22 protein-coding genes and 1 tRNA gene are annotated in these 23137 nt (G+C 60.9%); 8 read left to right on the top strand and 15 right to left on the bottom strand.

The genetic code is table 11. The features are described from left to right. The first annotated feature begins 159 nt into the window (after positions 1-159). Positions 160-378 (top strand): hypothetical protein, encoded by a 219-nt coding sequence (locus V9L20_RS12570; RefSeq protein ID WP_337296846.1) that lies wholly within the window; start codon positions 160-162, stop codon positions 376-378. Beyond that, a complete protein-coding gene (locus V9L20_RS12565) occupies positions 375-902 on the top strand; it encodes a hypothetical protein (RefSeq protein WP_337296845.1) in 528 nt (175 codons plus the stop codon). Before V9L20_RS12570 ends, V9L20_RS12565 begins: the two co-directional genes overlap by 4 nt. 67 nt (positions 903-969) lie before the next feature. Here V9L20_RS12565 and V9L20_RS12560 read toward each other — a convergent pair whose 3' ends face one another. The 3 genes from V9L20_RS12560 to V9L20_RS12550 all read right to left on the bottom strand — a co-directional run bounded on the left by V9L20_RS12560 (position 970) and on the right by V9L20_RS12550 (position 2214). Then, entirely contained in the window at positions 970-1206 is a 237-nt protein-coding gene (locus tag V9L20_RS12560; RefSeq protein ID WP_337296878.1) for a helix-turn-helix transcriptional regulator, read from the bottom strand. An 85-nt stretch (positions 1207-1291) separates the two neighbouring features. Further along, positions 1292-1531: a hypothetical protein gene (locus V9L20_RS12555; protein WP_337296844.1), complete on the bottom strand. Its 240-nt coding sequence runs from the start codon at positions 1529-1531 to the stop codon at positions 1292-1294. A gap of 440 nt (positions 1532-1971) precedes the next feature. After that, a complete protein-coding gene (locus V9L20_RS12550; RefSeq protein WP_337296843.1) occupies positions 1972-2214 on the bottom strand; it encodes an HNH endonuclease in 243 nt (80 codons plus the stop codon). Between V9L20_RS12550 and V9L20_RS12545 the strand changes: the two genes are divergently transcribed. Continuing rightward, positions 2107-2493 carry a hypothetical protein gene (locus V9L20_RS12545; protein WP_337296880.1) on the top strand — a complete coding sequence of 129 codons (387 nt, stop codon included), beginning with the start codon at positions 2107-2109 and terminating at the stop codon, positions 2491-2493. The two genes, V9L20_RS12550 and V9L20_RS12545, sit on opposite strands and share 108 nt — an antisense overlap. Positions 2494-2588: 95 nt before the next feature. Here V9L20_RS12545 and V9L20_RS12540 read toward each other — a convergent pair whose 3' ends face one another. After that, entirely contained in the window at positions 2589-3602 is a 1014-nt protein-coding gene (locus V9L20_RS12540; protein WP_337296842.1) for a hypothetical protein, read from the bottom strand. A 924-nt stretch (positions 3603-4526) separates the two neighbouring features. Between V9L20_RS12540 and V9L20_RS12535 the strand changes: the two genes are divergently transcribed. Both V9L20_RS12535 and V9L20_RS12530 read left to right on the top strand, forming a co-directional pair. Continuing rightward, the gene (locus V9L20_RS12535; RefSeq protein ID WP_337296841.1) at positions 4527-5648 is read left to right on the top strand and encodes an XRE family transcriptional regulator; all 1122 of its coding nucleotides are present in this window, start codon (positions 4527-4529) and stop codon (positions 5646-5648) included. 12 nt (positions 5649-5660) lie between these two features. Then, positions 5661-6182 carry a hypothetical protein gene (locus V9L20_RS12530; protein WP_337296840.1) on the top strand — a complete coding sequence of 174 codons (522 nt, stop codon included), beginning with the start codon at positions 5661-5663 and terminating at the stop codon, positions 6180-6182. A gap of 133 nt (positions 6183-6315) precedes the next feature. On the opposite strand, the gene V9L20_RS12525 is transcribed toward V9L20_RS12530, so the two are convergent. The 11 genes from V9L20_RS12525 to V9L20_RS12475 all read right to left on the bottom strand — a co-directional run bounded on the left by V9L20_RS12525 (position 6316) and on the right by V9L20_RS12475 (position 20492). Next, positions 6316-9486 (bottom strand): type I restriction endonuclease subunit R, encoded by a 3171-nt coding sequence (locus V9L20_RS12525; RefSeq protein ID WP_337296877.1) that lies wholly within the window; start codon positions 9484-9486, stop codon positions 6316-6318. Beyond that, the gene (locus V9L20_RS12520; protein ID WP_337296839.1) at positions 9486-10223 is read right to left on the bottom strand and encodes an abortive infection family protein; all 738 of its coding nucleotides are present in this window, start codon (positions 10221-10223) and stop codon (positions 9486-9488) included. The genes V9L20_RS12525 and V9L20_RS12520 overlap by 1 nt, the downstream gene beginning before the upstream one ends. Continuing rightward, positions 10220-11536 carry a restriction endonuclease subunit S gene (locus V9L20_RS12515; RefSeq protein ID WP_337296838.1) on the bottom strand — a complete coding sequence of 439 codons (1317 nt, stop codon included), beginning with the start codon at positions 11534-11536 and terminating at the stop codon, positions 10220-10222. Before V9L20_RS12515 ends, V9L20_RS12520 begins: the two co-directional genes overlap by 4 nt. Next, positions 11526-13088 (bottom strand): class I SAM-dependent DNA methyltransferase, encoded by a 1563-nt coding sequence (locus tag V9L20_RS12510; RefSeq protein WP_337296837.1) that lies wholly within the window; start codon positions 13086-13088, stop codon positions 11526-11528. The genes V9L20_RS12515 and V9L20_RS12510 overlap by 11 nt, the downstream gene beginning before the upstream one ends. Before the next feature lie 161 nt (positions 13089-13249). Beyond that, positions 13250-13429: a hypothetical protein gene (locus tag V9L20_RS12505; RefSeq protein ID WP_337296836.1), complete on the bottom strand. Its 180-nt coding sequence runs from the start codon at positions 13427-13429 to the stop codon at positions 13250-13252. A 403-nt stretch (positions 13430-13832) separates the two neighbouring features. Then, positions 13833-13908 (bottom strand) — tRNA-Thr (locus tag V9L20_RS12500). Between the two features lie 25 nt (positions 13909-13933). After that, on the bottom strand, positions 13934-14953 hold the full coding sequence (locus V9L20_RS12495; protein WP_293409554.1) for a class 1 fructose-bisphosphatase: 1020 nt from the start codon (positions 14951-14953) through the stop codon (positions 13934-13936). A gap of 23 nt (positions 14954-14976) precedes the next feature. Next, on the bottom strand, positions 14977-17691 hold the full coding sequence (gene pepN, locus V9L20_RS12490; RefSeq protein ID WP_337296835.1) for an aminopeptidase N: 2715 nt from the start codon (positions 17689-17691) through the stop codon (positions 14977-14979). After that, on the bottom strand, positions 17675-18364 hold the full coding sequence (locus tag V9L20_RS12485; protein WP_337296834.1) for an HAD family hydrolase: 690 nt from the start codon (positions 18362-18364) through the stop codon (positions 17675-17677). The genes pepN and V9L20_RS12485 overlap by 17 nt, the downstream gene beginning before the upstream one ends. Positions 18365-18367: 3 nt before the next feature. Continuing rightward, positions 18368-19472 (bottom strand): peptide chain release factor 2 gene (gene prfB, locus V9L20_RS12480; protein ID WP_337296833.1). Its coding sequence is split into 2 segments (ribosomal slippage): positions 18368-19390 and positions 19392-19472, totalling 1104 coding nucleotides; the frame shifts between segments, so codons are not numbered across the junction. Between the two features lie 201 nt (positions 19473-19673). Beyond that, complete coding sequence (locus V9L20_RS12475) at positions 19674-20492, bottom strand: MetQ/NlpA family ABC transporter substrate-binding protein (RefSeq protein ID WP_337296832.1); 819 nt, start codon at positions 20490-20492, stop codon at positions 19674-19676. Between the two features lie 238 nt (positions 20493-20730). On the opposite strand from V9L20_RS12475, the gene V9L20_RS12470 reads away from it, so the two are divergent. The 3 genes from V9L20_RS12470 to V9L20_RS12460 are packed head-to-tail and all read left to right on the top strand — an operon-like array spanning position 20731 to position 23129. After that, the gene (locus V9L20_RS12470) at positions 20731-21603 is read left to right on the top strand and encodes a methionine ABC transporter ATP-binding protein (RefSeq protein WP_337296831.1); all 873 of its coding nucleotides are present in this window, start codon (positions 20731-20733) and stop codon (positions 21601-21603) included. Beyond that, positions 21596-22258: a methionine ABC transporter permease gene (locus V9L20_RS12465; RefSeq protein WP_047783086.1), complete on the top strand. Its 663-nt coding sequence runs from the start codon at positions 21596-21598 to the stop codon at positions 22256-22258. Before V9L20_RS12470 ends, V9L20_RS12465 begins: the two co-directional genes overlap by 8 nt. A 49-nt stretch (positions 22259-22307) precedes the next feature. Continuing rightward, positions 22308-23129: a MetQ/NlpA family ABC transporter substrate-binding protein gene (locus tag V9L20_RS12460; protein ID WP_337296830.1), complete on the top strand. Its 822-nt coding sequence runs from the start codon at positions 22308-22310 to the stop codon at positions 23127-23129. Positions 23130-23137: the final 8 nt, after the last annotated feature.

Below are 23137 nucleotides of genomic sequence, written 5' to 3'. Positions count from 1 at the left end.
ACAAGCCCTGCAAGGCTGTGCGTCTAGCTTGCGACCACGCGTCCCGCGCAAAAATGCTCAAGACAACCAAGCAGGTCCGGTGCACGGAACAGCCGTGAAGTAGCGCTCAACCAGTGCAGCGAGCCGGTCAAACCTGTATTTCTCCCTTAGCATGGATCCATGAGCCTTCAAATCGAACCCTTCTCCGCCGATCGCATCCGCGCGGAAATTGGCAAGCTCATGGCCCAAACCGCAAAGCTCGCGGCCGAGCAGGCCGAGTTCAACGCGAAGGCCATCCACCCGCGCGAGTACACGTGGCTTCCAATCTTCGCCGTCGTTGCAGCGGCAGCGGCTGGTGCAACCCTGGCAATTGCGTTGTCCCGCTTCTGCTCCACATGAACGATATCGGCACTATTGAGATATCCAGCGAGGAAAAAGCGCTGGTCGATGTGATCGACTTCCGCACCAACTCTCGCGACCCTGATACCGTTCTGCCGATGCTGGGAGCAGCCGGCATGGTCACGCCGATGTTGCTGGCGCGCGGTGCTATTCCAGAACGGCGCCAGCAATGTTTCACGCAGCCCGGGTGGGGGGCGGGGCGCAAATCGCGACTCGAGGTATTCGAAGGCAACGGCACCCAAGGCACGGACATTTTCAGTCACCGCAATTTCTTGAAGTACTTGCGCTTTTTCATCCACGGCGCCAACTTGCCCATCACGATCAAGGTGGCAATGCGTGATCAGGTGGAAAACCCACAGTGGTTCACCAGCGGAGACCGCGAACCGCTGCGGAAGCTAGCGCGACAACTGGCGCGTGCGCACGGCCTCGATGGCAGCAGCGCCGACGAGTTCATGTACTGTGCGCCGACCTCGGCTTGGCCGTCGACGATGCTGATTCGGTGCGCCGGGCCGTCAAGGACGTGAAGGCGCATAGATAAGCCAGCAGGACTGCACCCGCTTTAGCAATTTGCGCTGCGTGACTGCGAACTGCTTAAGCGGGACGGCCGACGCGTGCCCCCTTGGGGCGAGGCTTGGGCGCCCCGGTGTTCGGTGGCGGTAACTGATCAGACACCGGCCGGGCCATCAGCCACGCGTCTAGTTCGCACCGCAACCATGCCACCCGCTTCTCGGCAAGCTGGCGCGGCCGAGGAATCAACCCCTTCTGCACTTGACGGCCGAATGTGGATTCGCTCAGACCCACGTAAGCGGCCGCGTCCGCGCGCCCCATTGCGGCAGGCGGGTGGGCGGAGTCGAGCCGAGTCAATGCCTCGCCTCGCTTTCGGTCGCGTCCGAGGGTTGAGTTTTAATCAACGTCATTCGCCCTTCGAGGCGCCCCACTCACCGGCCACCTCGCCGCCATCCGGGTCGGACGAGTCGAGCTGGCGGCCGAGGTCGGCGACTAGATCGCGGTACCGTTGGAGTTCGTTTTTTGCCGGACCGACCACGCTGTCGATCTCGCCATCGAGTTGCTGCACCAAGCGGTGAGCAGCATCGGTGAAGTCGTCGATCGTGAGCCGGAGACGGTTGAAAACGGTAGGATCAAGCTTAGCCATGGTGTGCGCCTTTCAATGGGATTTGCACGTTGTGGTTAGACGGCCTCGGAGGTACGAACTTCGAGGCCGTCGCCGATATAGCTCAGATCGATGTGTTCCAAGTTGGACACATCTCGCCCTGAGGTGCGGCGGTCATTCTTCTGGCAGCCTTGCTTTGTCGATGCGATCGCGCACCCAAGGTGCCCCCCCGAGGCGTTGCAACTTTTCGCGCTGCTCGACAGTCATGCGAATCGCGACGGGCACCGTCTCGACCGTCGTCTCGCTAGGCTTCCGTCCCTGTCCTCGGCCAGCGCCGCCTCTTCCGGTAAGTTTGGTCATGATTGATTTAATGTAAACATAAATCAATGCACGTGCAAACATTTACTGCTGTGGACCGAAACAAATTTCGCGCCATCTGTGGGTGATGCCGCGACCCGCTGCGGCTGAAAAGTCAGCCGTGGCTATCGCACCAAGCCCGCTGCGCGCTTCTTTGTGCCTGAACCGCCTGCTTCGTTGCCCCAAAGGCCCGCTGCCCTCATCAATAGAACAAAGGCTTGGTAGGTCTCTGGGTCAGGGGCCGCACCAGGGAACATTTCATGGCGCAGCGCGTTGCAACGCCGACAAGCTGCCACGATGTTGCTGCGTGTGTTCTTGCCACTATCTATGCGCGCCACCAAGTGCTCGGCGGTCACATCCTTGCCCATGGGCCGATGGCAGTAGAAGCAAACCCCGCCTTGCGTGCAGCAGTCCGAGAATATCGCGACAAGTTCGTCGCCCACCTGGACGACGTGCGGGTGATGAACGTCCCTGCGATGCAGCCGCTACTCGACAGCGCGATCTTCTTGTACGACACCTTGTGCACGAACGAGCCGACCGTGTTCCACCTGACTGGGTTGCAACCTGACGCTAAGGAGTTCTACGAGCAGCGCTTCGCCAAGGCTCTGGCCGAATATCGCCGCGCGGAGCGCCAGCAAGTCACATGAGCGGCTGGGTCCTCGAACAGCGCTCCAGTACGAGCGGCGGAAGCAAAAATCCCGCATGAGCGGGCTGGTGTTAATGCGGCGTGTCCGGCGCGACGCTAGTCATCCTTGTTGAACAAGTAATGGTGATAGCTACAGAGGCCGTCGTTGTCTTGATCGTCGAGGCCAAGAGGCTCGTTGCAGACGTTGCAATTCTCGTAATCGAGCGTATGGCCGCACCATCTGCACTCCCGTTCTGCGACAACAAAGGAGGCGTGGTCGCACGAAGGGCAATCTTCGATCTCCGTGATGCCTTCCTTGTAGCTTCGCCTTCCGACTAGCGCCTGCTCAAGCGTCTTCATGAGTAGCTCAGTCGTGTCATCAGAGTGGCCGCAACCAACACAAACGTAGGTGTGATCGTGGTGCTCGACTTTCGCCTCCTCTTCGATCGACTCCTCAGAGGGCCGAAGGAGTTGCGAGCCGCAGTCGTCGCAAACTGCGGCCTCCAACGTGGACCACATACCTTTCGGGACCCCCGCCGCCTTCCAGCGATCCGCGCATTCTTCAAGTGTCTGCGCGTAGAACTTGTGATGTTGAAGCATGGCGGTCCAGGACTCGCCCAGCAGGTCCGGGGGCGACTTCTTCAGCTCACTAGTGATGAAGTCGCGCAGCATAGGAAACAGTGCGGCAACGAAGTCCGAGATGGCACCGATCGTCGTCGACGGATGAAGATGCTCAAGATGGTTTCGCTCGTTCTGCAGCCTATCGATGGCTTCCCAGTCGGCCTTTATTTCAAAGCTCTCGAAGCGCTTCTTGATGTCCGCTACGTCGATCGTCTTCGACTTGAACTTGCCGGCCGGCCGCCATTCGATGCCACCGTCGTCGTCCGGGAAGGGAAGGATCTCAGGCGGGATGAATATCAGCTTTTCGGCCTCGTCATCGTCGTCAGTCGAGGAGACGATTCGGTACTTGAAGAGGAGGAGCGTCCCAGCAAACAGGTTTCGGACTGCGGACAGTGTTCGCGCGGGATCTTTCGTCTCGGCGGTGTTCCCCAACGCCCGCTGGAAGTCTTCGACGCCGAGCCGAATCGAGTCGAGCGCGTTCTGGAGCAGCTTTTCTTTGTCGAAGGCCATGATCTGATTATCAAGCCCGCCGCCACACGTTGCGACCGTTCAGGTGGGGGCGTTCAACCCGAGTCGCACCTCGGGCGCCGGTCAACCTTCGAGCCCTGCATCGCTCCGTGAGCCGTAGCGTTCACGACAAGCTGTGTCATCGGCCGCATAGACCTGCCTTTCGGCATGCCGGCTCGCGGTGGAAGCGGAGGCGGTCGCCGCCCGGCTTGTGGAATTGGTGGCCGCGGTTCATCGCTCTGAAGAAAACCTGGCGCACCGGCGGCGGGCGCAGGCGTAGGCGGCTTCGGGCTGACCTGAGGCGCATTAGGTGCGCATTGGGCGGCTCGCAACCCCGTGGCGGCAACGTGGCCAAGTACACGACGGCAAGGCTCCCCCACATTAGCCCAGCCGATCGCAAGTAGCTGTAGGCAGCGCGCCGGTCACGCGATAGTCAACGTCCTCTGGGGTTCGTGGCTAGGCTTCTCGTTTCCAGTACCTCAAGCGCCACGGTGCGCCCGCGCCGCTGCATGTGGTGTGCAACAGCTGCACCACAGGCGGGAGGGAATCGAGTACATAGTGACGACCATAATCGAACACTGGATGTTTACCCAGTAAAGCCGGTTGGTGATGTCGCCGGGGGGGTCAAGCGCCTCAGCTCATAGCGGCGCCAGCCGCCGTTGCATGGACTACCACCTCTTACCCGTTGACCCGTCTGAAGCGGTTCGAGCCAGCGTGCCGCAGCCTCAGCCGGCGCCCTGGCGAGGGCGGGGCCCGATTGCCGTCAACGGAACTCAGTCGCAGATCGCGCCACAGTTCATCGGCCACTTCATTCGGGACAGGTGTGCAATAGGGCCTGAATACCCTGGTCTTGCGAATAGGATATCGCAAGATAATCTTGCAAATTTAGCAGCGCAAGATTAAATTCAGCGGCTAAGGTGATCGCAAATGCTTGAAAAAATTTCACAGAAGCTGATTGGCTACCGCGTCAAAGCTGCACGTGAGGGCAGAGGCTGGACGCAGGACGAACTTGCCAAACACTTAGACCTAAACGACCGTCAATCGATATCTGACATTGAGAACGGCAAGCGTGCCTTGAAGCCTGATGAGATGTTGACGCTGTCCGACGTATTGGACCGCGACATCGAGTTCTTTATCGATCCATTGGCCGTTGCTGGCGAGGCACGGTTTTCATGGCGAGCGGCGCCAGAAGTGCCCGAGGACACTCTTGACCAGTTTGAGCTGAAGGCCGGCCAATGGATTGGCCTGCTTCGTTGGCTTCGTGAGCAACGAGACAGCCGGGCAAGTGTGCTCAAGCGGGCACTACGGCTGTCCGCCCAATCTTCCTATGAGGATGCGCAGGAGCGCGCAGAGAGCCTGTGCGTCGAGCTTGAGCTCGGCATCGTGCCCGCCGAAAGCCTGATCGAAAAGATCGAGCGCGAGATGGACATCCCGGTTCTATTCGTCGACACGGTGGATGCTGCCGACGGTCAGTCAATCTCCGGCGCGACTTGCCATCTTGAGGAGATGGGTGTCATCCTGATCAACCGCAATGAGAGCGAGGCCCGGCGCTTCTTCGACCTGGCGCATGAGCTCTTTCATGCTCTGACCTGGGATGCGTTGGAGCCAGAGCACCGGGAGTCGAACTCTGTCGAGGGTCGCAACAAGGGCAAGCGCATTGAGCAGCTTGCGGATAACTTCGCCGCCGCGCTCCTGATGCCGCGCGCTTCGCTCGATAAGTTGATCGACCGAAGTCGACTGGAAGACATCGCGCATTTGTGCGAAGTCGCTGCCCTGTTGCGCGTTGCCCCAGTCACGCTGTCATGGCGACTGTTCAACCTCAAGCTCATCACCGACGACACTCGACGCAGGCTTTCTCAGGAAAAGCAGCGGCCATCGGTGTCAGGCCCACCAAAGCGGTTTTCTCCAACCTTCGTGAAGATGCTTCACGAAGCCCTGGACAACGGAAAGCTGTCGGCTCGCAAGGCGGCTAAGGCCATAGGCCTTGGGCTTAACGGGTTGATCGAACTGTTTGCTCAATACGACCTCGCCGCACCGTTCGAGCTGTAGGCGGGCGATCGTATGTCGAGAATCCGAGTCTTCGCGGACACCAATGTCATCCTCGAATCGTTCCGCACGGGTTGCTGGGCTGCCATCAGCAGCCACTTCGCTATCGAGACGGTCCAGAAGTGCGTTGAGGAAACGCTGACCGGCAATCCTGCCGATTCTCGTCATGTTGCAGTCTTGCCTGCCGACTTGAACGCCGGACTGGCCGGGCAGCATCCGGTCACGCGCAAGGAACTCGCCACATTAGTTTTGAGCCATCCGCCGAGTGGCCCCCTCGACGACGGCGAGAAGCACCTTTTCGCCTGGCTGTTTGCCAACAAGCTGCTGCCATCGCAAGTCGTCGTGGTCACAACGGCCGACAAGGCTGCTTTAGTCGCCTCGAACGGGCTCGGATGGCTGGACTGCATGACATCGCTGGAGAGTCTGGCCCGCCAGGCTGGAGTTGGTCGTGTTCATCTCGATGCGCTTGCATTGCAGTATCGTGAGGACTGGTTGTCCAGCACTAAGACCAAGATCAGATTGGGAGTCATCCCGTGAGGCACGCTCAGCGGGAACCAGTGCCAGATATCATCTGCAGCACCCGGCGGCGCCGGCATCTTGGTCCGAAAGAACTCTCGTCGCGCGAATTTACTCTTGACGCGAATCGACCGTACTCCGCAATGGGGGAGGGCTAAGATGCGAATCCTGTCAGCCTGACAGGCCGATCCCGCCATGACGCCGATAGAACCTCTGCTTGTTGCAGCACCGTTTGCACGGCCGCGTCTTGTAGGTCCGGCGGATATCCATACTTGCGCAATATGCGCTTGACGAGGACTCGCATTCTTGCTCGCGCTGACTCGCGACGTGCCCAATCAACGGATGCATTTGCGCGTAGACCCGCCATGAGCTCTTGTGCGATCAAGCGGAGCTTGTCATCGCCCATCATCTCAACAGCATTTTCGTTCTCTGCGAGCGCGTCATAGAACGCAATCTCCTCGTCGGACAACCCGGACTCTTCGCCCCGCTGGCGAGCGGCGCGGATGTCCTTGGCGAGCTTGATCAGCTCTTGGAGCACTTCGGCGGTCGTGATTGCGTTGGCGTGATATCGTGCGACCGCATCTTCCAGTCGCTCAGAGAACGCCTTGGTTTGTACGACATTGGCTTTGCTCCGGGATCGGATGCCGTCGTTGATGAGCTTCCTCAGCGCCTCAAGGGCGAGGTTCTTTCGCTCCATCTGCTGGACTTCAGCCAGGAACTCATCCGACAGGATGGAGATATCTGGGCTCTTGATTCCTGCAGCGGCCAGGATGTCGACTATCTCGGTCGAGACCACGGCTCGGCTCACGATCTGTTGGATTGCCAACTCTCTTTCCTGCCCGGTCACCCCTGAACGGGTGGCGCTCTTGACCAAAGCCGCGCGGATGGCCTGGAAGAACCCAACTTCCTCGCGGATTTCCCGAGCCTCATCAGAGGCAGAAGCCAACGAGAATGCCTTTGAAAGCGCCAGGACTGCATCCTGATACCGGCGGTGAGCATTCGTCTTGCCCTCCTCGGTCTTCTCTATCGCCGCCGCCTTCTGCTGCATGTCGAGAATCCATTCGATCGCACCGGCCATCATCATCAAACGCTGATGTGGTGTTCCGTCCATCGCCGACGCGTAGTCGAAGCCGTAGTACATGTCTCGTACGACTTCGTATTTCTCTATCAACACCGCGATAGCTTGTGCCTCATCGACACCCGTGTTCTCCTGGTCATTCTTTGAATATTGCTGCAAAGCCGACTTGAGGCTTTGTGCAATTCCGATGTAGTCCACGATCAACCCTGCGGGCTTGTCGCGGAACACGCGGTTCACCCGAGCAATCGCCTGCATTAGTCCGTGTCCTTGCATCGGCTTGTCCACATACATCGTGTGCATGCACGGGGCGTCAAAGCCGGTAAGCCACATATCCCGAACAATCACCAGCTTGAGTGGGTCTTTAGGGTCGCGAGCGCGCTTTGCCAGAAGATCGCGACGAGTCTTGTTTCCGATGTGCTGTTGCCACTCCTGCGGATCGCTTGCAGCGCCAGTCATGACGATCTTGATCGCACCGGCGTTGTCAGCGGTGCTATGCCACTTCGGGCGAAGCTTTATGATTTCGTCGTACAGCTTCACGCAAATGCGTCGGCTCATGCATACCACCATCGCTTTGCCGTCCAATCCGGTCAGACGATCCTCGAAGTGAGTGATCATGTCCTCGGCCACCAGTGCAAGCCGTTTGTCACTTCCCACCAAGGCTTCGACCGTTGACCACTTCTTCTTGAATCGCTCTTGCTCGACTTCCGGATCGTCCTCAGTGAGTTCGTTAACTTCAGCGTCAATTTTGGGCTTTTCGTCCTCGTCAAGCTCGATGCGTGCGAGCCGGGACTCGTAGTAGATCGGTACGGTCGCGCCATCCTCCACAGCACGGCTTATGTCGTAGACATCGATGTAGTTGCCGAACACGGCAGGGGTATTGACATCGTCGGTTTCAATCGGCGTACCGGTAAAGCCGATGTACGAGGCGTTTGGCAGTGCGTCGCGCAAGTACTTGGCGAATCCATAGGTTATCTCGCCCGTCTTAGTCTCCACCTTCGCTCGGAAGCCGTACTGACTGCGGTGGGCTTCATCCGCGATCACGATGACATTTCGGCGGTCGGTCAGCTTCGGGTACTCGCTCTCCCCAGCTTCTGGAGAGAATTTCTGGATCGTCGTGAACACCACGCCGCCCGAGGCTCGGCTCAACACCTTTTGCAGATCTTCGCGGCTGTTGGCCTGGATCGGCGTCTGCCGGATCAGGTCGCGACACATCGAGAACGTGGAGAACAACTGGTCGTCGAGATCGTTGCGGTCGGTCAGCACCACCAGCGTTGGATTGGCCATCGCCGGATGCTTGACTAGTTGCCCAGCGTAGAACGCCATCAGCAGGCTTTTGCCCGACCCCTGCGTGTGCCAGATCACGCCGACCCGCTGATTGCCACTGGGCGAGATCGCGGTCACCGTACGCTTCACCGCATGCTGGACGGCGTGGAATTGGTGGTAGCCCGCGATAATCTTTGCCAAGCCGGAGTCCGTTTCCCCGAACACCGTGAAGTAGGAAAGCAAGTCGAGCAGGCGGCGCTGCTCGAAAACGCCTTCAATCAAGGTGGAAAGTTCCGGTGCGCCCTTTGGCGCAAGGTCTGTGCCGTCGGTCGTGCGCCAAGGCATGAAACGCTCAAGATCCGCCGAAAGCGAGCCAATCCTTGCGGTGATGCCGTCGGAAGTAACTAGCAAAGCATTGAGATTAAACAGCGCAGGAATCTGCTTCTTGTAGGTCTGCAACTGGTTGAAGGCTCCGACTAGGGTTGCATTGCTATCCCCGGGGGCCTTCAACTCGATCACACCAAGTGGCAGCCCATTCACGAACAAGACTATGTCCGGTCGACGGTTGTATTGACCCGCGATGACCACGAACTGGCTCACCGCGAGCCAGTCGTTCTGCTCTAGTCGTTCGAAGTCGATGAGCGAGACTTTGCCAACGGTCAAAGTGCCGTCGTCGGCGTAGTACTCAACGTCGACGCCCTCGGTCATCAGCTTGTGTATGCGGCGGTTCTCTTCAAGGAGCGACGGCAATTCAGACTGCATCACCTTGCGGATTGCATCTTGACGCGCCTCGAACGGAAGACCTGGATTGAGCCGCGCGACGGCGTTTTCAAAGCGCTTCCTTAGTACCACTTCGTCGTGGCTTTCCCGCTCCGGGTGGTGACCATCGGGACCGATGTTCTCCTCTTGCTCGATGCTGTAGCCCAGCCCACGCAATTGCTCAAGTAGCACCAGTTCAACGGCTGCCTCTGACAAGAACGCCATCATTCTTCTCCGCCTTGCTCCACTATCGGCACCGGTGCCCCGCGCGCAGCGTTCAACGCCTCGACATAGGCACTTCGATCCAGTTGATATAGCAAACGACTGGCCTCTACTCGCAGTGGCAGTAGGTCACCAGAAGGTAGCCTTATGTCCACTGCGAGATATCCCTCCTCATCGACATCCGCCTGTAATTTGACGTTCGCATCGATCAGCTCGTGCAGGTGGTCAAAGCGTTCGTAAGGTTCGCGTGTCCGAACCAAATCCAGTTCGGCCTCTAGATATGCCTGATGCAGGAACGTCACGATCGCGTCGGCCGATAACACTGCTGCGCGATGGTGATGAACCGACAGGCGTTGTAGAAACCCCTCTCGCCCGTGGCTAGCGGTCCCTGAATCATTACGCAGCTCGCCCAAAGCATCGGTGAGCTTTCTATGCTGCGACACCAGCTTCTGGAACCCGTTGTGCCGGATGTCCCCGAGCTTCAGCGCGCGGACGGTTGCGCTCATCCACGCGCCGAAGGTCGGCAATGCTTCGGCTGGACGTACGGGATTCGAAGGCGAGTCCAGCTCTTGCAAGATGATCTGGCAGACCACCTCCACAATGGCCTTCGCCGAGTCGATGCAGGCATCGTTGTTTTCGGCAAGTGCCCGTTCCAATTCATCGAAGGTCTGCTGGAGCATCGACGCGTCACGCCAATGCGAACAGACCTCTCGGATGCCGGGGCACCAGTCCATGCTCATTCAAGAGCTCCAGCAACTTCATCGACATCCATAACCCCCAACCTTCCAGAGAACAATTTTGGAAGCAAAGTGTCGCGCAGGTTGGCGAGGTTGCTGGATTGGCGAAGGTTGGTGGAGATTTGGGCGTACAGCGGAGCGACTTTGGTGGTGAAAGCCGTCATAAGTTTTTCTGGTGGGACCACCACGGGAAGCGGCCGGAAATTCTGTTTGCTGATCTCGGCAAACGTAGTGCCGGTGGCGCGGCTCTCGATCTCGGCCATGTTAGTCTGGCACCAATTCAGCATGAAAAAATTTGAGGCGCGCTCGTTGCACTTGATCGCGATGAATCCCTGGTTGATAGCAACAGGTATTGCGGTGATGGCGAGGTAGCCGACAGGTGCACGGGATGAGAGCAGGAGGGTTCCAACGGGAAGTAAGCCCGAGGAAATCTTGGCGATGCCGGCGTCAGTGAGCTTGCGGTCGGTGTCAAGGAGAACAGGCGCTTGGAGCGATGAGAAATCTTTTGGCGTTGCCCAGTGATGCGTGCCGTCCTCCCAATACTTCGGCTCGGCAGTACTTGGTGTCCCGCCGCCGACACAATCAACAATTTCGCCGACCGTTTCAATGGTCCATCCGCTCGGGATTTGCTTGCTTCCTGACCCTTCAAAGGTGGCGGGGAAAAGGGCAGTGGTGGCGTCGTCCATCCCGGGAAGGGGGCGCGCGTGAAGTTTGGCGTGGACAGGTTCGAATTTGACGAACCAACTCTTGAACAGCGCCTGCGCCATCGCCTCCAACGTTGCGTTCATCCGCCGGTTCAACTCGATTTTGGAGTCCAGCGTTTCAAGCAACTCGACAATGCGTTTCCTTGTCGTGGTCACAGGCGGGACCGGGTAGGTCAAAAAGTCGTCCCGACTCAGCGCAACCACAGCGCTGCCCGTTGCACGACCGTCGCAGTATTCTCTATATTGAGGGGTGCGCAAGACCCAGTAGAGGAAGTTTTTCGCCTCTGTACTCGAATCGCCGAACTCAAGTTTGACGGTGTCTTGCGTCAGCCGCCCCGACGAAACGGAAGAGGGCACACGAGCCACGGACCCGATCATCTTGCCATCTTTGGTCGCACCCTTTAGCGAAACGAAAAGGTCGCCGGGAAAAAGCATGAGCTTAGGCGGGCACTCTCCACCATAGGTTTTGTAGTCGCCTTCGCGAAACCCTCCTCCTGGCTGAATTGCCCCAAGCCCGAGCAAAGCGGGGCCGGGCTTACCTACGAGGTTGCCCTTGTAGGTGGTGCCGCGCTGAAGCGTGACATAGTCCCCGACCGTTGTCTTAGCCGCCATAGCCCAGTCCACTTAGGTTTGCTTTGATGGCTTGCTCCAGCTTCGCGGATTCTGCGAACTGAGCATGCAGCTCTGCGACGAGGCGCGGCATCTTTTCGTCGAAGGCCTCGCGGTCGTTGTCGGCTTGTTCGGCGCCCACGTAGCGGCCAGGTGTGAGCACGTGGCCGTGCGCTTCGATTTCTTCGATCGTGGTTGATTTGCAGAAGCCGGAGATGTCAGCGTAGGCGCCCGCCTCCTTCTCACCGCGCCAGGCATGATAGGTCTCGGCGATTTTCCGCACGTCAGCATCGGTTAATTCGCGTCGCGTTCGGTCTACCAGCACGCCCAGTTTGCGCGCGTCAATGAACAAAATTTCGTTGCGCCGGTCGCGCAAATGGGCTTTGCCGGCCCGGCCGTTGGATTTGTCGCGGGCAAGAAACCACAGGCAGGCCGGAATTTGAGTCGAATAGAAGAGCTGCCCCGGAAGAGCCACCATGCAATCAACGATGTCCTTCTTGATCATCTCGCGACGGATGTCGCCTTCACCCGATTGGTTGGACGACATTGAGCCATTGGCTAGCACAACACCGGCGGTGCCGAAGGGGGCGAGGTGGTGGACGATGTGCTGTAGCCAGGCGTAGTTGGCATTGGCAACTGGCGGCACACCGAATTTCCAGCGAACATCCTCTCGTAGACGGTCACCACCCCAGTCCGAAATGTTAAACGGTGGATTGGCAAGGATGTAGTCGGCCTTCAGGTCGCGCAACTCATCTTTGTGGAAGCTGCCCTCGTTGTTCCAGCGGATGTCGGAGTCGATGCCGCGCACGGCCAAATTCATTTTGGCCAGACGCCATGTGGTGTAGTTCGATTCCTGTCCGTAGATGGCGATGTCGCCGATGCGCCCGCCGTGTTCTTGCACGAACTTCTCAGACTGTACGAACATGCCACCTGAACCGCAGCAGGGGTCGTAGATGCGGCCCGAATAAGGTTCGAGCATCTCGACGAGCACGCGCACCACGGAGCGAGGTGTATAGAACTCGCCGCCGCGCTTGCCCTCGGCCCCGGCAAACTGGCCCAGAAAATACTCGTACACACGCCCCAGAATGTCCTTGGAGCGGTCGCCTTCCTCGTTGAGTGCGATTCCCGAGATCAGGTCGATCAGCTCGCCAAGCATCACCTTGTTGAGCGCAGGACGACCGTAGTCCTTGAGCAGTACTCCTTTGAGCGACTCGTTGTTCTTCTCGATGGCGCGCATCGCGTCGTCGATCAGCGTCCCAATGGACGGCAGCTTAGCGTTAGCCCGGAGGTATGACCAGCGAGCATCTTTCGGAACCCAGAAGACGTTGTCGGCGAGGTACTCGTCTTTGTCCTCGGCTGCCTTCGGGTATTCCGCCAAGAGCGCCTTGTGCTTAGCCTCGAACGCGTCCGAGATGTACTTCAGGAAGATGAGCCCGAGCGCGACATGCTTGTAGTCCGACGGCTCCATATTGCCGCGTAGCTTGTCGGCCGCCTTGAACAGCTCGGCCTCAAAGCCAAGGCTGCCACCGTTTTTGCTCGTATCGGTCTGTACCATGTTCTTTTGTCTATCCAGTCGTTTGTGTAGAGGCCCGTCGGCCCGTCCGGCCGTCGCATACGCGGGAGCGACGATCTAGTGTCATTCAGGAACCACGAGCCGTTGTCCTTGTTGCCCAAAGGCCGAGTTTGGTGAGGCCCGCACCTGCCGATCATCGCAGCTCAGCACTTCAGGTCGAAGAACTGCTTGCAGGCTTTGTACAGATCAACATCAGCTGGCGAGGCGAAGGCCCGCGCGGCTCCTGCGGCGACGGCTTCCAGTGAGGGGAGGCGGTCGTCTAAGCGCGCGGATTGCGTCTGTTGATGGTTGGTTGGCTTCACGCGGCGTCGCATCACGTCCATGTCGGCATGCGAGCGGCCATGAGGCGGTCGCGGGGCGCTGTCGAAAGCGGTATTGATGGACAGCGGCAGCTGTGCGGCACTGCCCGGTCATCTTATCCATGCCTTGCTTGGGCATCGCGTCGATCACCTCGGCCCAGACGCATGGGGCATCCGAGTAGGTGACCTTGCCGATGATCTCGCTGCGGTAGACGGTCGGGTGCGCTGCAGCCGGAAGAATCCTGCCGGCCATGAGGGCAGGGGCTAAGGATTTCAGCCAAAACGAGAGCACGCTCTGGGATGGAGTCGACTGGGAGCGCGACAGCACCATGGCCATGCTTTTAAATCCTCTTACATCGCCCGTTACATCGCCCAAGAAAAAAGCCCCATAGCTATCGATATGATAGCTACGGGGCCTTATCTGTATTGGTGCCGGAGAGATGAATCGAACACCCGACCTTCTCATTACGAATGAGCTGCTCTACCGACTGAGCTACACCGGCGAAGCCTCGGATTATAGCAACACCGTCAGGCCTTTTCGGCGTGGTACTGGGTCAAACGCTCGACTTCGTTACGCGAACCCAACATCACGCTCACGCGCTCGTGCAGTTTGGTGGGCTGCAGGTCGAGGATGCGCTGCTTGCCGTTGGTGGCGGCACCGCCGGCCTGCTCGACGAGCCAGCTCATGGGGTTGGCCTCGTACATCAGGCGCAGCTTGCCGGCCTTTTCGGGCTCGCGCTTGTCCCACGGGTACATGAACACGCCGCCGCGCATCAAGATGCGGTGCACGTCGGCCACCATGCTGGCAATCCAGCGCATGTTGAAGTCTTTGCCGCGCGGGCCTTCCTTGCCGGCCAGGCACTCGTCGATGTAGCGCTTCATGGGTTCGTCCCAGTGGCGCATGTTGCTCATGTTGATGGCAAATTCTTTCGTGTCCGCCGGAATCTGGATGTCTTCCTGCGTGAGCACAAAGCTGCCTTGCTCGCGGTCTAGCGTGAACATCGCCACGCCGTTGCCCACGGTAAGCACCAGGGTGGTTTGCGGGCCGTAGATGCAGTAGCCGGCGGCCACTTGCTGGGTGCCCGGCTGCAGAAAGTCGGCTTCCTGCACGCCGGGGGTGTCGTCGGGCTTTTTCAGCACGCTGAAGATGGTGCCAATGCTCACGTTCACGTCGATGTTGCTGCTGCCGTCGAGCGGGTCGAACATCAGCAGATATTCGCCCTGCGGGTAGCGGTTGGGCACCACGTAGATGCTGTCCATTTCTTCGCTGGCCATGGCCGCCAGGTGGCCGCCCCATTCGTTGGCTTCAATCAGCACTTCGTTGGCGATGATGTCCAGCTTCTTCTGGATTTCGCCCTGCACGTTTTCGCTTTCGGCGGTGCCGAGCACTCCGCCCAGCGCGCCCTTGTTCACGGCTTGGCTGATGCTTTTGCAGGCGCGGGCGACCACTTCGAGCAGCAGGCGCAGCTGGCCGGGAATAAGGCCGTCGGCGCGCTGTTGTTCGACGAGGTAGCGGGTGAGGGAGATCTTCTGTTGTTGATAAGCCATGTGCTTGTGTGTTCCTTGCTTGGTTAGTTACCGGCCAGGGCGCGGGTCACTACCTCGTGGGTGTCCTTGCTCAGGTCGGGCTTGGCGGCCACGCGGGCAATCGCTTCGCGCGCGGCGCTGCGATAGGGCTCGGCCAGCTTGCTCCAGCGGTCGAGCGCGCGGGCAAGGCGGGCGGCCACCTGGGGGTTGATGGCGTCCAGTTCTATGACGCGCTCGCTCCAGAACACGTAGCCGGCCGCGTCGGGGCGGTGAAATGCGCCGGGGTTGGCGCTGCAGTAGCTGAAGATCACGCTGCGGGCGCGGTTGGGGTTCTTGATGGAGAAGTCCGGGTGCTTCATCAGCTGCTTGACCAGCGGCAAGATGTCGCCGCCGCGGTCGGGCGCGCCGGCCTGCAGCGAGAACCACTTGTCGATGACCAGCGCTTCGTCCTTGAACAGCGCATGAAAGCGCGCGAGCGCCTGCGCGGCCAGGGTGTGGCCCGACGACACCAGCGCGTTGAGCGCGTTGAAGCGGTCGGTCATGTTGCCGGCGTCTTTAAAGCGCTGCAGCGTCTTGCCGGGCCACACGGTGTCGCCCGAAGAGCGCGCCGCCAGGCACAAGAAGTTGAGCGCCATGCCGGCGAGCGCGCGGCGGCCTGAAGAGGTGGGGTCGGGCGTGTAGGCGCCGGTGTCGTGGTTTTCTTCGTAGACCTGTTGCCAGTCTTGGAAGAGGGCGGTGGCCAGCTGGGCGCGCATGGCTTCGCGCACCAGGTGCACGCGCTGCGGATCGACCACGTCGAGCTGCTCGGAAATGTAGGTTTCCGAAGGCAGGGTGAGCACCAGCTCCTTGAAGGCGGCGTCGAGCTTGGGGTTGCGCAGCACGCTGCGCATGGCGTCCAGATACGCGTCATTCAGCACCGGGGTGGTGTCGGTTGCCAGCGCCGCAATGCCTTGCAGCGCGGCGCGCAGGCCCAGGCGCTGGCCGGCTTCCCAGCGGTTGAAGGGGTCGGGGTCGTTGGCCAGCAGGGTGAGCAACTGGGCGTCGGTGTATTCAAAGTCCAGAATTACCGGCGCGCTGAAGCCGCGCAAGATGGAAGGCACAGGCTCCGAGTCGAGACCCACAAAGCTAATTTGCTCGCCGGCGCGCGAGAGCACCACGGTGCGCGTGCACGGGGTGCCCGGCGCGCCGCGGGTCACTTCGGTTTCGCCTTCGAGCTGCAGCGGCAGTTCGCGCCCGCTGGCGTCGAGCAGGCCAATGTTCACCGGAATGACGAACGGTTCCTTGGTCGGCTGGCCCGGCGTGGGCGGGCAGCTTTGCACAATGCTCAAGGTGTAGCTGCGCGCTTGCGCGTCGTACACGCCGTGAGCGGCAAGGCGCGGCGTGCCGGCCTGGCTGTACCAGCGCTTGAACTGCGGCAGCAGGCGGGCCAGTTCCGAATCGGGGTTGGCGTCGGCAATGGCCTGGGCAAAGTCGTCGCAGGTTACGGCCTGGCCGTCGTGGCGCTCGAAGTAAAGGGTCATGCCCTTTTCAAAGCCCTTGCGGCCGACCAGCGTCTGCATCATGCGAACCACCTCGGCACCCTTTTCATAAATGGTGACGGTGTAGAAGTTGCTGATCTCGATGTAGCTGTCGGGCCGCACCGGGTGGGCCATGGGGCCGGCGTCTTCGGGGAACTGGGCGGTGCGCAACACGCGCACGTCTTCGATGCGCTTCACGGCGCGGGCCGAAGCGTCGGCGCACAGGTCTTGGCTGAACTCCTGGTCGCGGAAGACGGTGAGGCCTTCTTTCAGCGAAAGCTGGAACCAGTCGCGGCAGGTTACGCGGTCGCCGCTCCAGTTATGGAAGTACTCGTGGCCGACCACGCTTTCGATGTTGCCGTAGTCGGCATCGGTGGCGGTGGCCTGGTTGGCCAGAACGTACTTCGTGTTGAAGATGTTCAGGCCCTTGTTCTCCATGGCGCCCATGTTGAAGTCGCTGGTGGCCACGATCATGAAGCGGTCCAGGTCCAGCGGCAGGCCAAAGCGGGCTTCGTCCCACAGCACGGAGTTGACCAGCGAGTTCATCGCATGCTCGGTCTTGTCCAAGTCTCCGGCGCGCACGTACACCTGCAGCAAATGCTCCTTGCCGTTGCGCGCGGTAATGCGCTGCTCGCGCGCCACCAGCTTGCCGGCCACCAGGGCGAACAGGTAGCAGGGCTTCTTGAAGGGGTCGACCCACTTGGCGAAGTGGCGGCCTTCGGGCAGCTCGCCTTGCTCGACCAGGTTGCCGTTCGACAGCAGCACGGGGTAGGCGGCCTTGGCGGCGCGCAGCGTTACCGTATACATCGCCATCACGTCTGGGCGGTCCAAAAAGTACGTGATGCGGCGGAAGCCTTCGGCCTCGCACTGCGTGAAGAAGGTGTCTTCGCTCACGAACAGGCCCATCAGCTTGGTGTTCTTGATGGGGCAGCAGGTGGTGAAAATCTCTAGCTCAAAGGCATCGGGCAAGCCGTCGATCACGAGCTGCTCGCCTTCCATGCGGAACGATGCGCCCTGGCCGTTCACCAGCACGCGGGCCAGGTTCAGCTCGTCGCCGTCCAGCCGCAGCGGCTGGGCCGGCACGTCGGGGTTGCGGCGCAGTTGCATGCGGTTGAGCACGCGGGTCTTGGCGGGGTCGAGGTCGAAGGTCAGGTCGACGGTGTCGATCCAGAATGCCGGAGCGGCATAGTCTTCGCGGCGAATGGCAATCGGTTGCCCTTGGGCGTCACGCTGCAGCAGCATCGAGTGTCTCCAGAAAATTCGAATGGGCGAGTTCGTCGTAGTCGCGAACGGCGGCAATCACATGGGGGCCGGCAAGTTCGGCGGCGGTATGGGTGCTGCACACGGCCACGGCACGCATGCCGCCGCGGCGCGCAGCCTCTATGCCGAAGGGCGCATCTTCAAACACGATGCAGCGCTCGGGCGCCACGCCAATGCGGCGCGCGGCTTCCAAAAAGATTTCGGGCGTGGGCTTGCCGGCAAAGCCTTCGTCGCCGCCCACAATGGCCAGCGGCAGCGGGTCCATCTTCAGGCGCGACATCGCAAACTCGATGTTGTGCTTGTCGCCCGCCGTGCCCACGGCCACCTTCAGGCCGCGCGCCACGGCGGCCTTGGCAAAGGCGGTAAAGCCGGCAACCTCGGTGAAGTTGTCGCTGAACATGGCGCGGTAGATTTCTTCTTTTTCGTGCACCAAGACTTGGCACTCGGCGTCTGAAAGCTCGCGCTCGAACAGCTCGCGCATGCACTCGGTGCCGGTGCGGCCCGTGGTGCGCGCAAGAATGTCGGTCACGTCGAGCTTGAGCCCGTGGCGCGCCACAAACTCGACCCACGAGCGCGCATGCCACGGCATGGAGTCGATCATGGTGCCGTCCATGTCGAAGATGAAGGCTTCGACCTTGTCGTGGGTCAGGCTCATCGATTACACACCTTGCTTCAGCGAGGCTTCGATGAACACGTCCAGGTCTCCGTCGAGCACCTTTTGCGTGGCCGAGACTTCAACGTTGGTGCGCAGGTCCTTGATGCGGCTGTTGTCCAGCACGTAGCTGCGGATCTGGTGGCCCCAGCCCACGTCGGTCTTGCTGTCTTCGAGCTTTTGCTGCTCTTCCTGGCGCTTGCGCATCTCGTGGTCGTACAGGCGCGAGCGCAGGCGCTTCCACGCCACGTCGCGGTTGCTGTGCTGGCTGCGGCCGTCCTGGCACTGCACCACAATGCCGGTTGGGATGTGCGTCAGGCGCACGGCCGAGTCGGTCTTGTTGATGTGCTGGCCGCCCGCGCCGCTTGCGCGGAAGGTGTCGGTGCGCACGTCGGCCGGGTTGATCTCGATCTCGATGGAGTCGTCGATTTCCGGGTAGACAAAGATCGAGGCAAAGCTGGTGTGGCGCCCGCCCGACGAGTCGAACGGCGACTTGCGCACCAGGCGGTGCACGCCGGTTTCGGTGCGCAGCAGGCCAAAGGCGTAGTCGCCCTCTACCTTGATGGTCGCGCCCTTGATGCCGGCGGTGTCGCCCGGCGTTTCGTCTTCGATCTGCGTCTTGAAGCCCTTGCGCTCGGCGTACTTCAGGTACTGGCGCAGCAGCATGCTGGCCCAGTCGCAAGCCTCGGTGCCGCCCGCGCCGGCCTGGATGTCGACAAAGGCGTTGAGCGGATCGGCCGGGTTGTTGAACATCCGGCGGAATTCGAGCTGCTTGATGTCGGCTTCGAGCGCGGCGGCGTCGTCGGCAATGGACTGCAAGCCGTCCATGTCGCCTTCTTCCTTCGACATCTCGAAGAGCTCGGCGTTGTCCGACAGGCCGCTGGTCAGGCGGTCGAGCGTCACGACCACGTCGTCGAGCGATTTTTTTTCGCGGCCGAGTTCCTGGGCCTTCTTGGGGTCGTTCCAGACGTTCGGGTCTTCGAGCGATGCGTTAACCGTCCTCAGACGTTCGGCTTTGGCATCGTAGTCAAAGATACCTCCGTAAATCGGCCGTCCGGGCGCTCAGGTCCGCGAGGGTTGCGCCGATTTGGTTGATTTGTTCTGCGTCCATGGGTGTCCTGACTGTGTTCGGGGGAAACCGGACATTTTCTCATGGACCGCACCGTTGCCGAGGAGAGCCCCTGTATTGCTCCTTCCCCCGCTGGGGGAAGGCTGGGACGGGGGCGGGCCTTCGATCAAGCGCTGTGCTTATTTGGAAGCCGCCGTGCCCCCACCCCGGCCCTCCCCCAGCGGGGGAGGGAGGAAGGCGAAGTTAGAACGCGGGGACTAGCGAGCCCTTGAACTGGCTCTCGATAAAGCTTTTCACCTCCGCCGACTGGTAGGCCGCCACCAGCCGCTTGGCCCAGGGCTTGTCCTTGTCGGCACGGCGCACGGCAATCAGGTTGGCGTAGGGGCTTTTCGGGGCTTCCTTGATCACCGCGTCCTTGGCGAGCGACAGGCCGGCCTTTTCGGCGTAGTCGTTGTTGATGGCGGCAATGGCCAGGTCGTCGAGCGAGCGCGGCAGTTGGGCCGCGTCCAGCGCCACGAGCTTCAGCTTCTTTGGGTTGCTCACCACGTCCAGCGGCGTGGCGTTGTTGTTCTTCACCGCCTCGGGCTTCAGCGTAATGAGGCCGGCGGTCTGCAGCAGCAGCAAGGCGCGGTTGCCGTTCGACGGATCGTTCTGGATGCCGACCGAGGCGCCGTCGGGCAGTTGGTCGATCGACTTGATCTTGCGCGAGTAGAAGCCCAGCGGCGCCGTGATGGTGAGGCCCACGGGCACGATGTCGAAGCCGCGCGCCTTGTTCTGGTTGTCCAGGAAGGGCTGGTGCTGGAAGGCGTTGGCATCCAGGTCGCCCGAGGCCAGCGCGGCGTTGGGCAGTTGGTAATCGTTGAACACCACCACCTGGATGTTCAGGCCGTCCTTGGCGGCGACCTTCTTCACCACTTCGAAGATCTGCTCGCCGTTGCCGACGGACACGCCCACCTTGATGGCGGTCTTGTTGTCTTGCGCGAAGGCGGCGCTACCGGTGAAGAAAAGGACGCCTGCAACGGTTGCAAGGGCGAGGGTGCGGCGGCGAAGGGTGCTGTGCATGTTGTTGCGCGAAATCAAAAAAAGTAAGGCCGCGAATGTGGCATTGCCCCGCCGGTTTGGGAACGAACCAATGCGCATATCGATATGGCGTTGCTCGCCGGGCTTCTTCAATGCTTATGCGTTTTCATGCATAAGCAAGCGCCGATTTGTTCGTTCCCTTTTGACGATTTTGTTTTCATACTCGGCACCTTTTTGCGAACTCCGCGGCCCGCCTTGACGCGGGCCGTGCCTCCTCTCTATGACCAACCATTCGCCTGATACGGCCCGCGGCAACGCGGCGCCGGTCATCCGACTTCAATCGGTGCAAAAGTCTTTCGCCTTGCCCAGCGGCGAGGTGTTCGACGCCGTGCAGTCGCTCTCGCTCGACATTCACCAGGGCGACGTGTTCGGCCTGATCGGCAAGAGCGGCGCGGGCAAGTCGACCTTGCTGCGCCTCATCAACCTGCTGGAGCGGCCCGATGCGGGCAAGGTCTTTGTGGGCGGGCGCGACCTGACGACGCTCTCGCGCCGCGAGCTGCGGGACATGCGCCAGAACATCGGCATGATCTTTCAGCAGTTCAACCTGCTGCAGAACGCCACGGTGTTCGACAACGTGGCGTTTCCGCTGAAGATCCACGGCCGCCATTCGAAGGCCGAAATCGACGCCCGCGTGCGCGAATGCCTGGCCCTGGTGGGCCTGGCCGAAAAGATCGACACCTACCCGGCCCAGCTTTCGGGCGGGCAGAAGCAGCGCGTGGCCATTGCGCGTGCGCTGGCGCCGCGGCCGCAGGTGCTGCTGTGCGACGAGCCCACCTCGGCGCTCGACACCGAAACCACGCGCGCGCTGCTCGAAACCCTGCGCGACATCAACCAGAAGATCGGCGTGACCATCGTCATCGTGACGCACGAGCTCTCGGTGGTCGAGGTGCTGTGCCGCAACGTGGCCATTCTGGAGAAGGGCCGCCTGGTGGAGCAGTTTGCGGTGCTCGATGCGCCGGCCGAAGAGCGCAAGACGGCGCTGGGCCGCGAAATCGACGAGCTGGTGCGTCGCCGCGAGCGCGAGGCGCGCGAACCCATCACGCCGCGCGCCTTGCCGGTGCAGCGCAGCGCGCACGAGGTGGCCTATGTTTGAAAACATCGCGCCCATCCTCCCCGAGCTGTGGGTGGCCACGGGTCAGACCTTCCTGATGCTGGCCATCGGCCTCTCGGCGGCGGTGCTGATCGGCGGGCCGCTGGGCATTCTGCTGTTCTTGCTGGGGCCGGGCCAGTCGCTCGAAAACAAGCCGGCGTTCCTTGTCCTGAACTGGATCGTGAACACCGTGCGTTCGTTTCCTTTCATCATCTTGCTGGTGGCGCTGGTGCCGTTCACGCGGGTGATCGCGGGCACTTCCATCGGGCCGCTGGCGGCCGCGGTGCCGTTGTCGTTTGCGGCCATTCCGTACTTTGCGCGGCTGGTGGACCAGTGCCTGCGCGAAGTGCCGCGCGGCGTGATCGAGGCGGCGCACGCCATGGGCGCTTCGGAGCTGCAGATCGTTTGGCGCGTGCTGGTGGTCGAGGCGCGCTCCGGTCTGGTGCTGGCGCTCACGGTGTTGGCGGTGAGCTTTCTCTCCTACTCGGCCATTGCGGGCGTGGTGGGCGGCGGCGGCATTGGCGACCTGGCCATCCGCTACGGCTACTACCGCTTTCAGACCGACGTGATGGTGCTCACCGTGGCGCTGCTCGTGGTGCTGGTACAGATCCTGCAATTCGTGGGCAACACCACGGCGCGCAGGCTGGACAAGCGTTGATTTCTTGTTTTTCTCTTTCCTTTTGTCTCTTTTCCCTCCTGCTCATTCCATGAAAACCGCACTGCTGCGCCGTTCCGTCCTCGCCCTGTCCCTGGTCGCCCTGTCGTTTGGCGGCCTTTCGCTGGCACAGGCGCAAGAAGCCAAGAAGAACCTCGTCATCGGCGGCACCGCCGGCTCGAACATCGACCAGCTCAAGGCCGGCATCGTCCCCATCCTCGAGAAGAAGGGCTACAAGGTGAAGCTGGTCGAGTTCAACGACTATGTGCAGCCCAACCTCGCGCTGGCCCAGGGCTCGCTCGACGCCAACTTCTTTCAGCACCAGGTCTACCTGAAGAAGTTCTCGGCCGACCAGAAGCTGGACCTTGCCGAACTGGTGCAAGGCCCGATCGCGCCGCTGGGCGTGTATTCGACCAAGCGCAAGACCCTGGCCGAAGTGAAAGAGGGCGACCGATTCACGCTGCCCAACGACCCGAGCAACCTGGCGCGCGCGCTGGTTCTGCTGGAGCAGAACAAGCTCATCACCATCAAGCCTGGCGTCGATCCGCTGCGCGCGTCTGAAAAAGACGTGGCCGAGAACCCGAAGAAGCTGAAGTTCATTCCGCTCGAAGCCGCGCAGCTGCCGCGCTCGCTGGGCGACACCGACTACGCCATCGTCAACGGCAACTTCGCAATCTCGTCGGGCCTGAAGCTCACCGAGGCCGTGGTGCTGGAAAAGACCCCCGACTACTACCTGAACGTGGTGGCCGTGAAGAGCGCGGACAAGAACGCGCCCTGGGCCAAGGACATTGCCGACGCCTACCGCTCCAAGGAGTTCAAGGCCGTGGTCGACACCAAGTTCCAGGGCTATGCCAAGCCCAGCTTCCTGCAGTAACTATCAAG

This window comes from Variovorax sp. CCNWLW225, from assembly GCF_037204045.1.
Classification (GTDB): domain Bacteria; phylum Pseudomonadota; class Gammaproteobacteria; order Burkholderiales; family Burkholderiaceae_C; genus Variovorax.
Note: the sequence above shows the minus strand (reverse complement) of the source record. Positions and strands in the feature narration are given on the sequence as shown.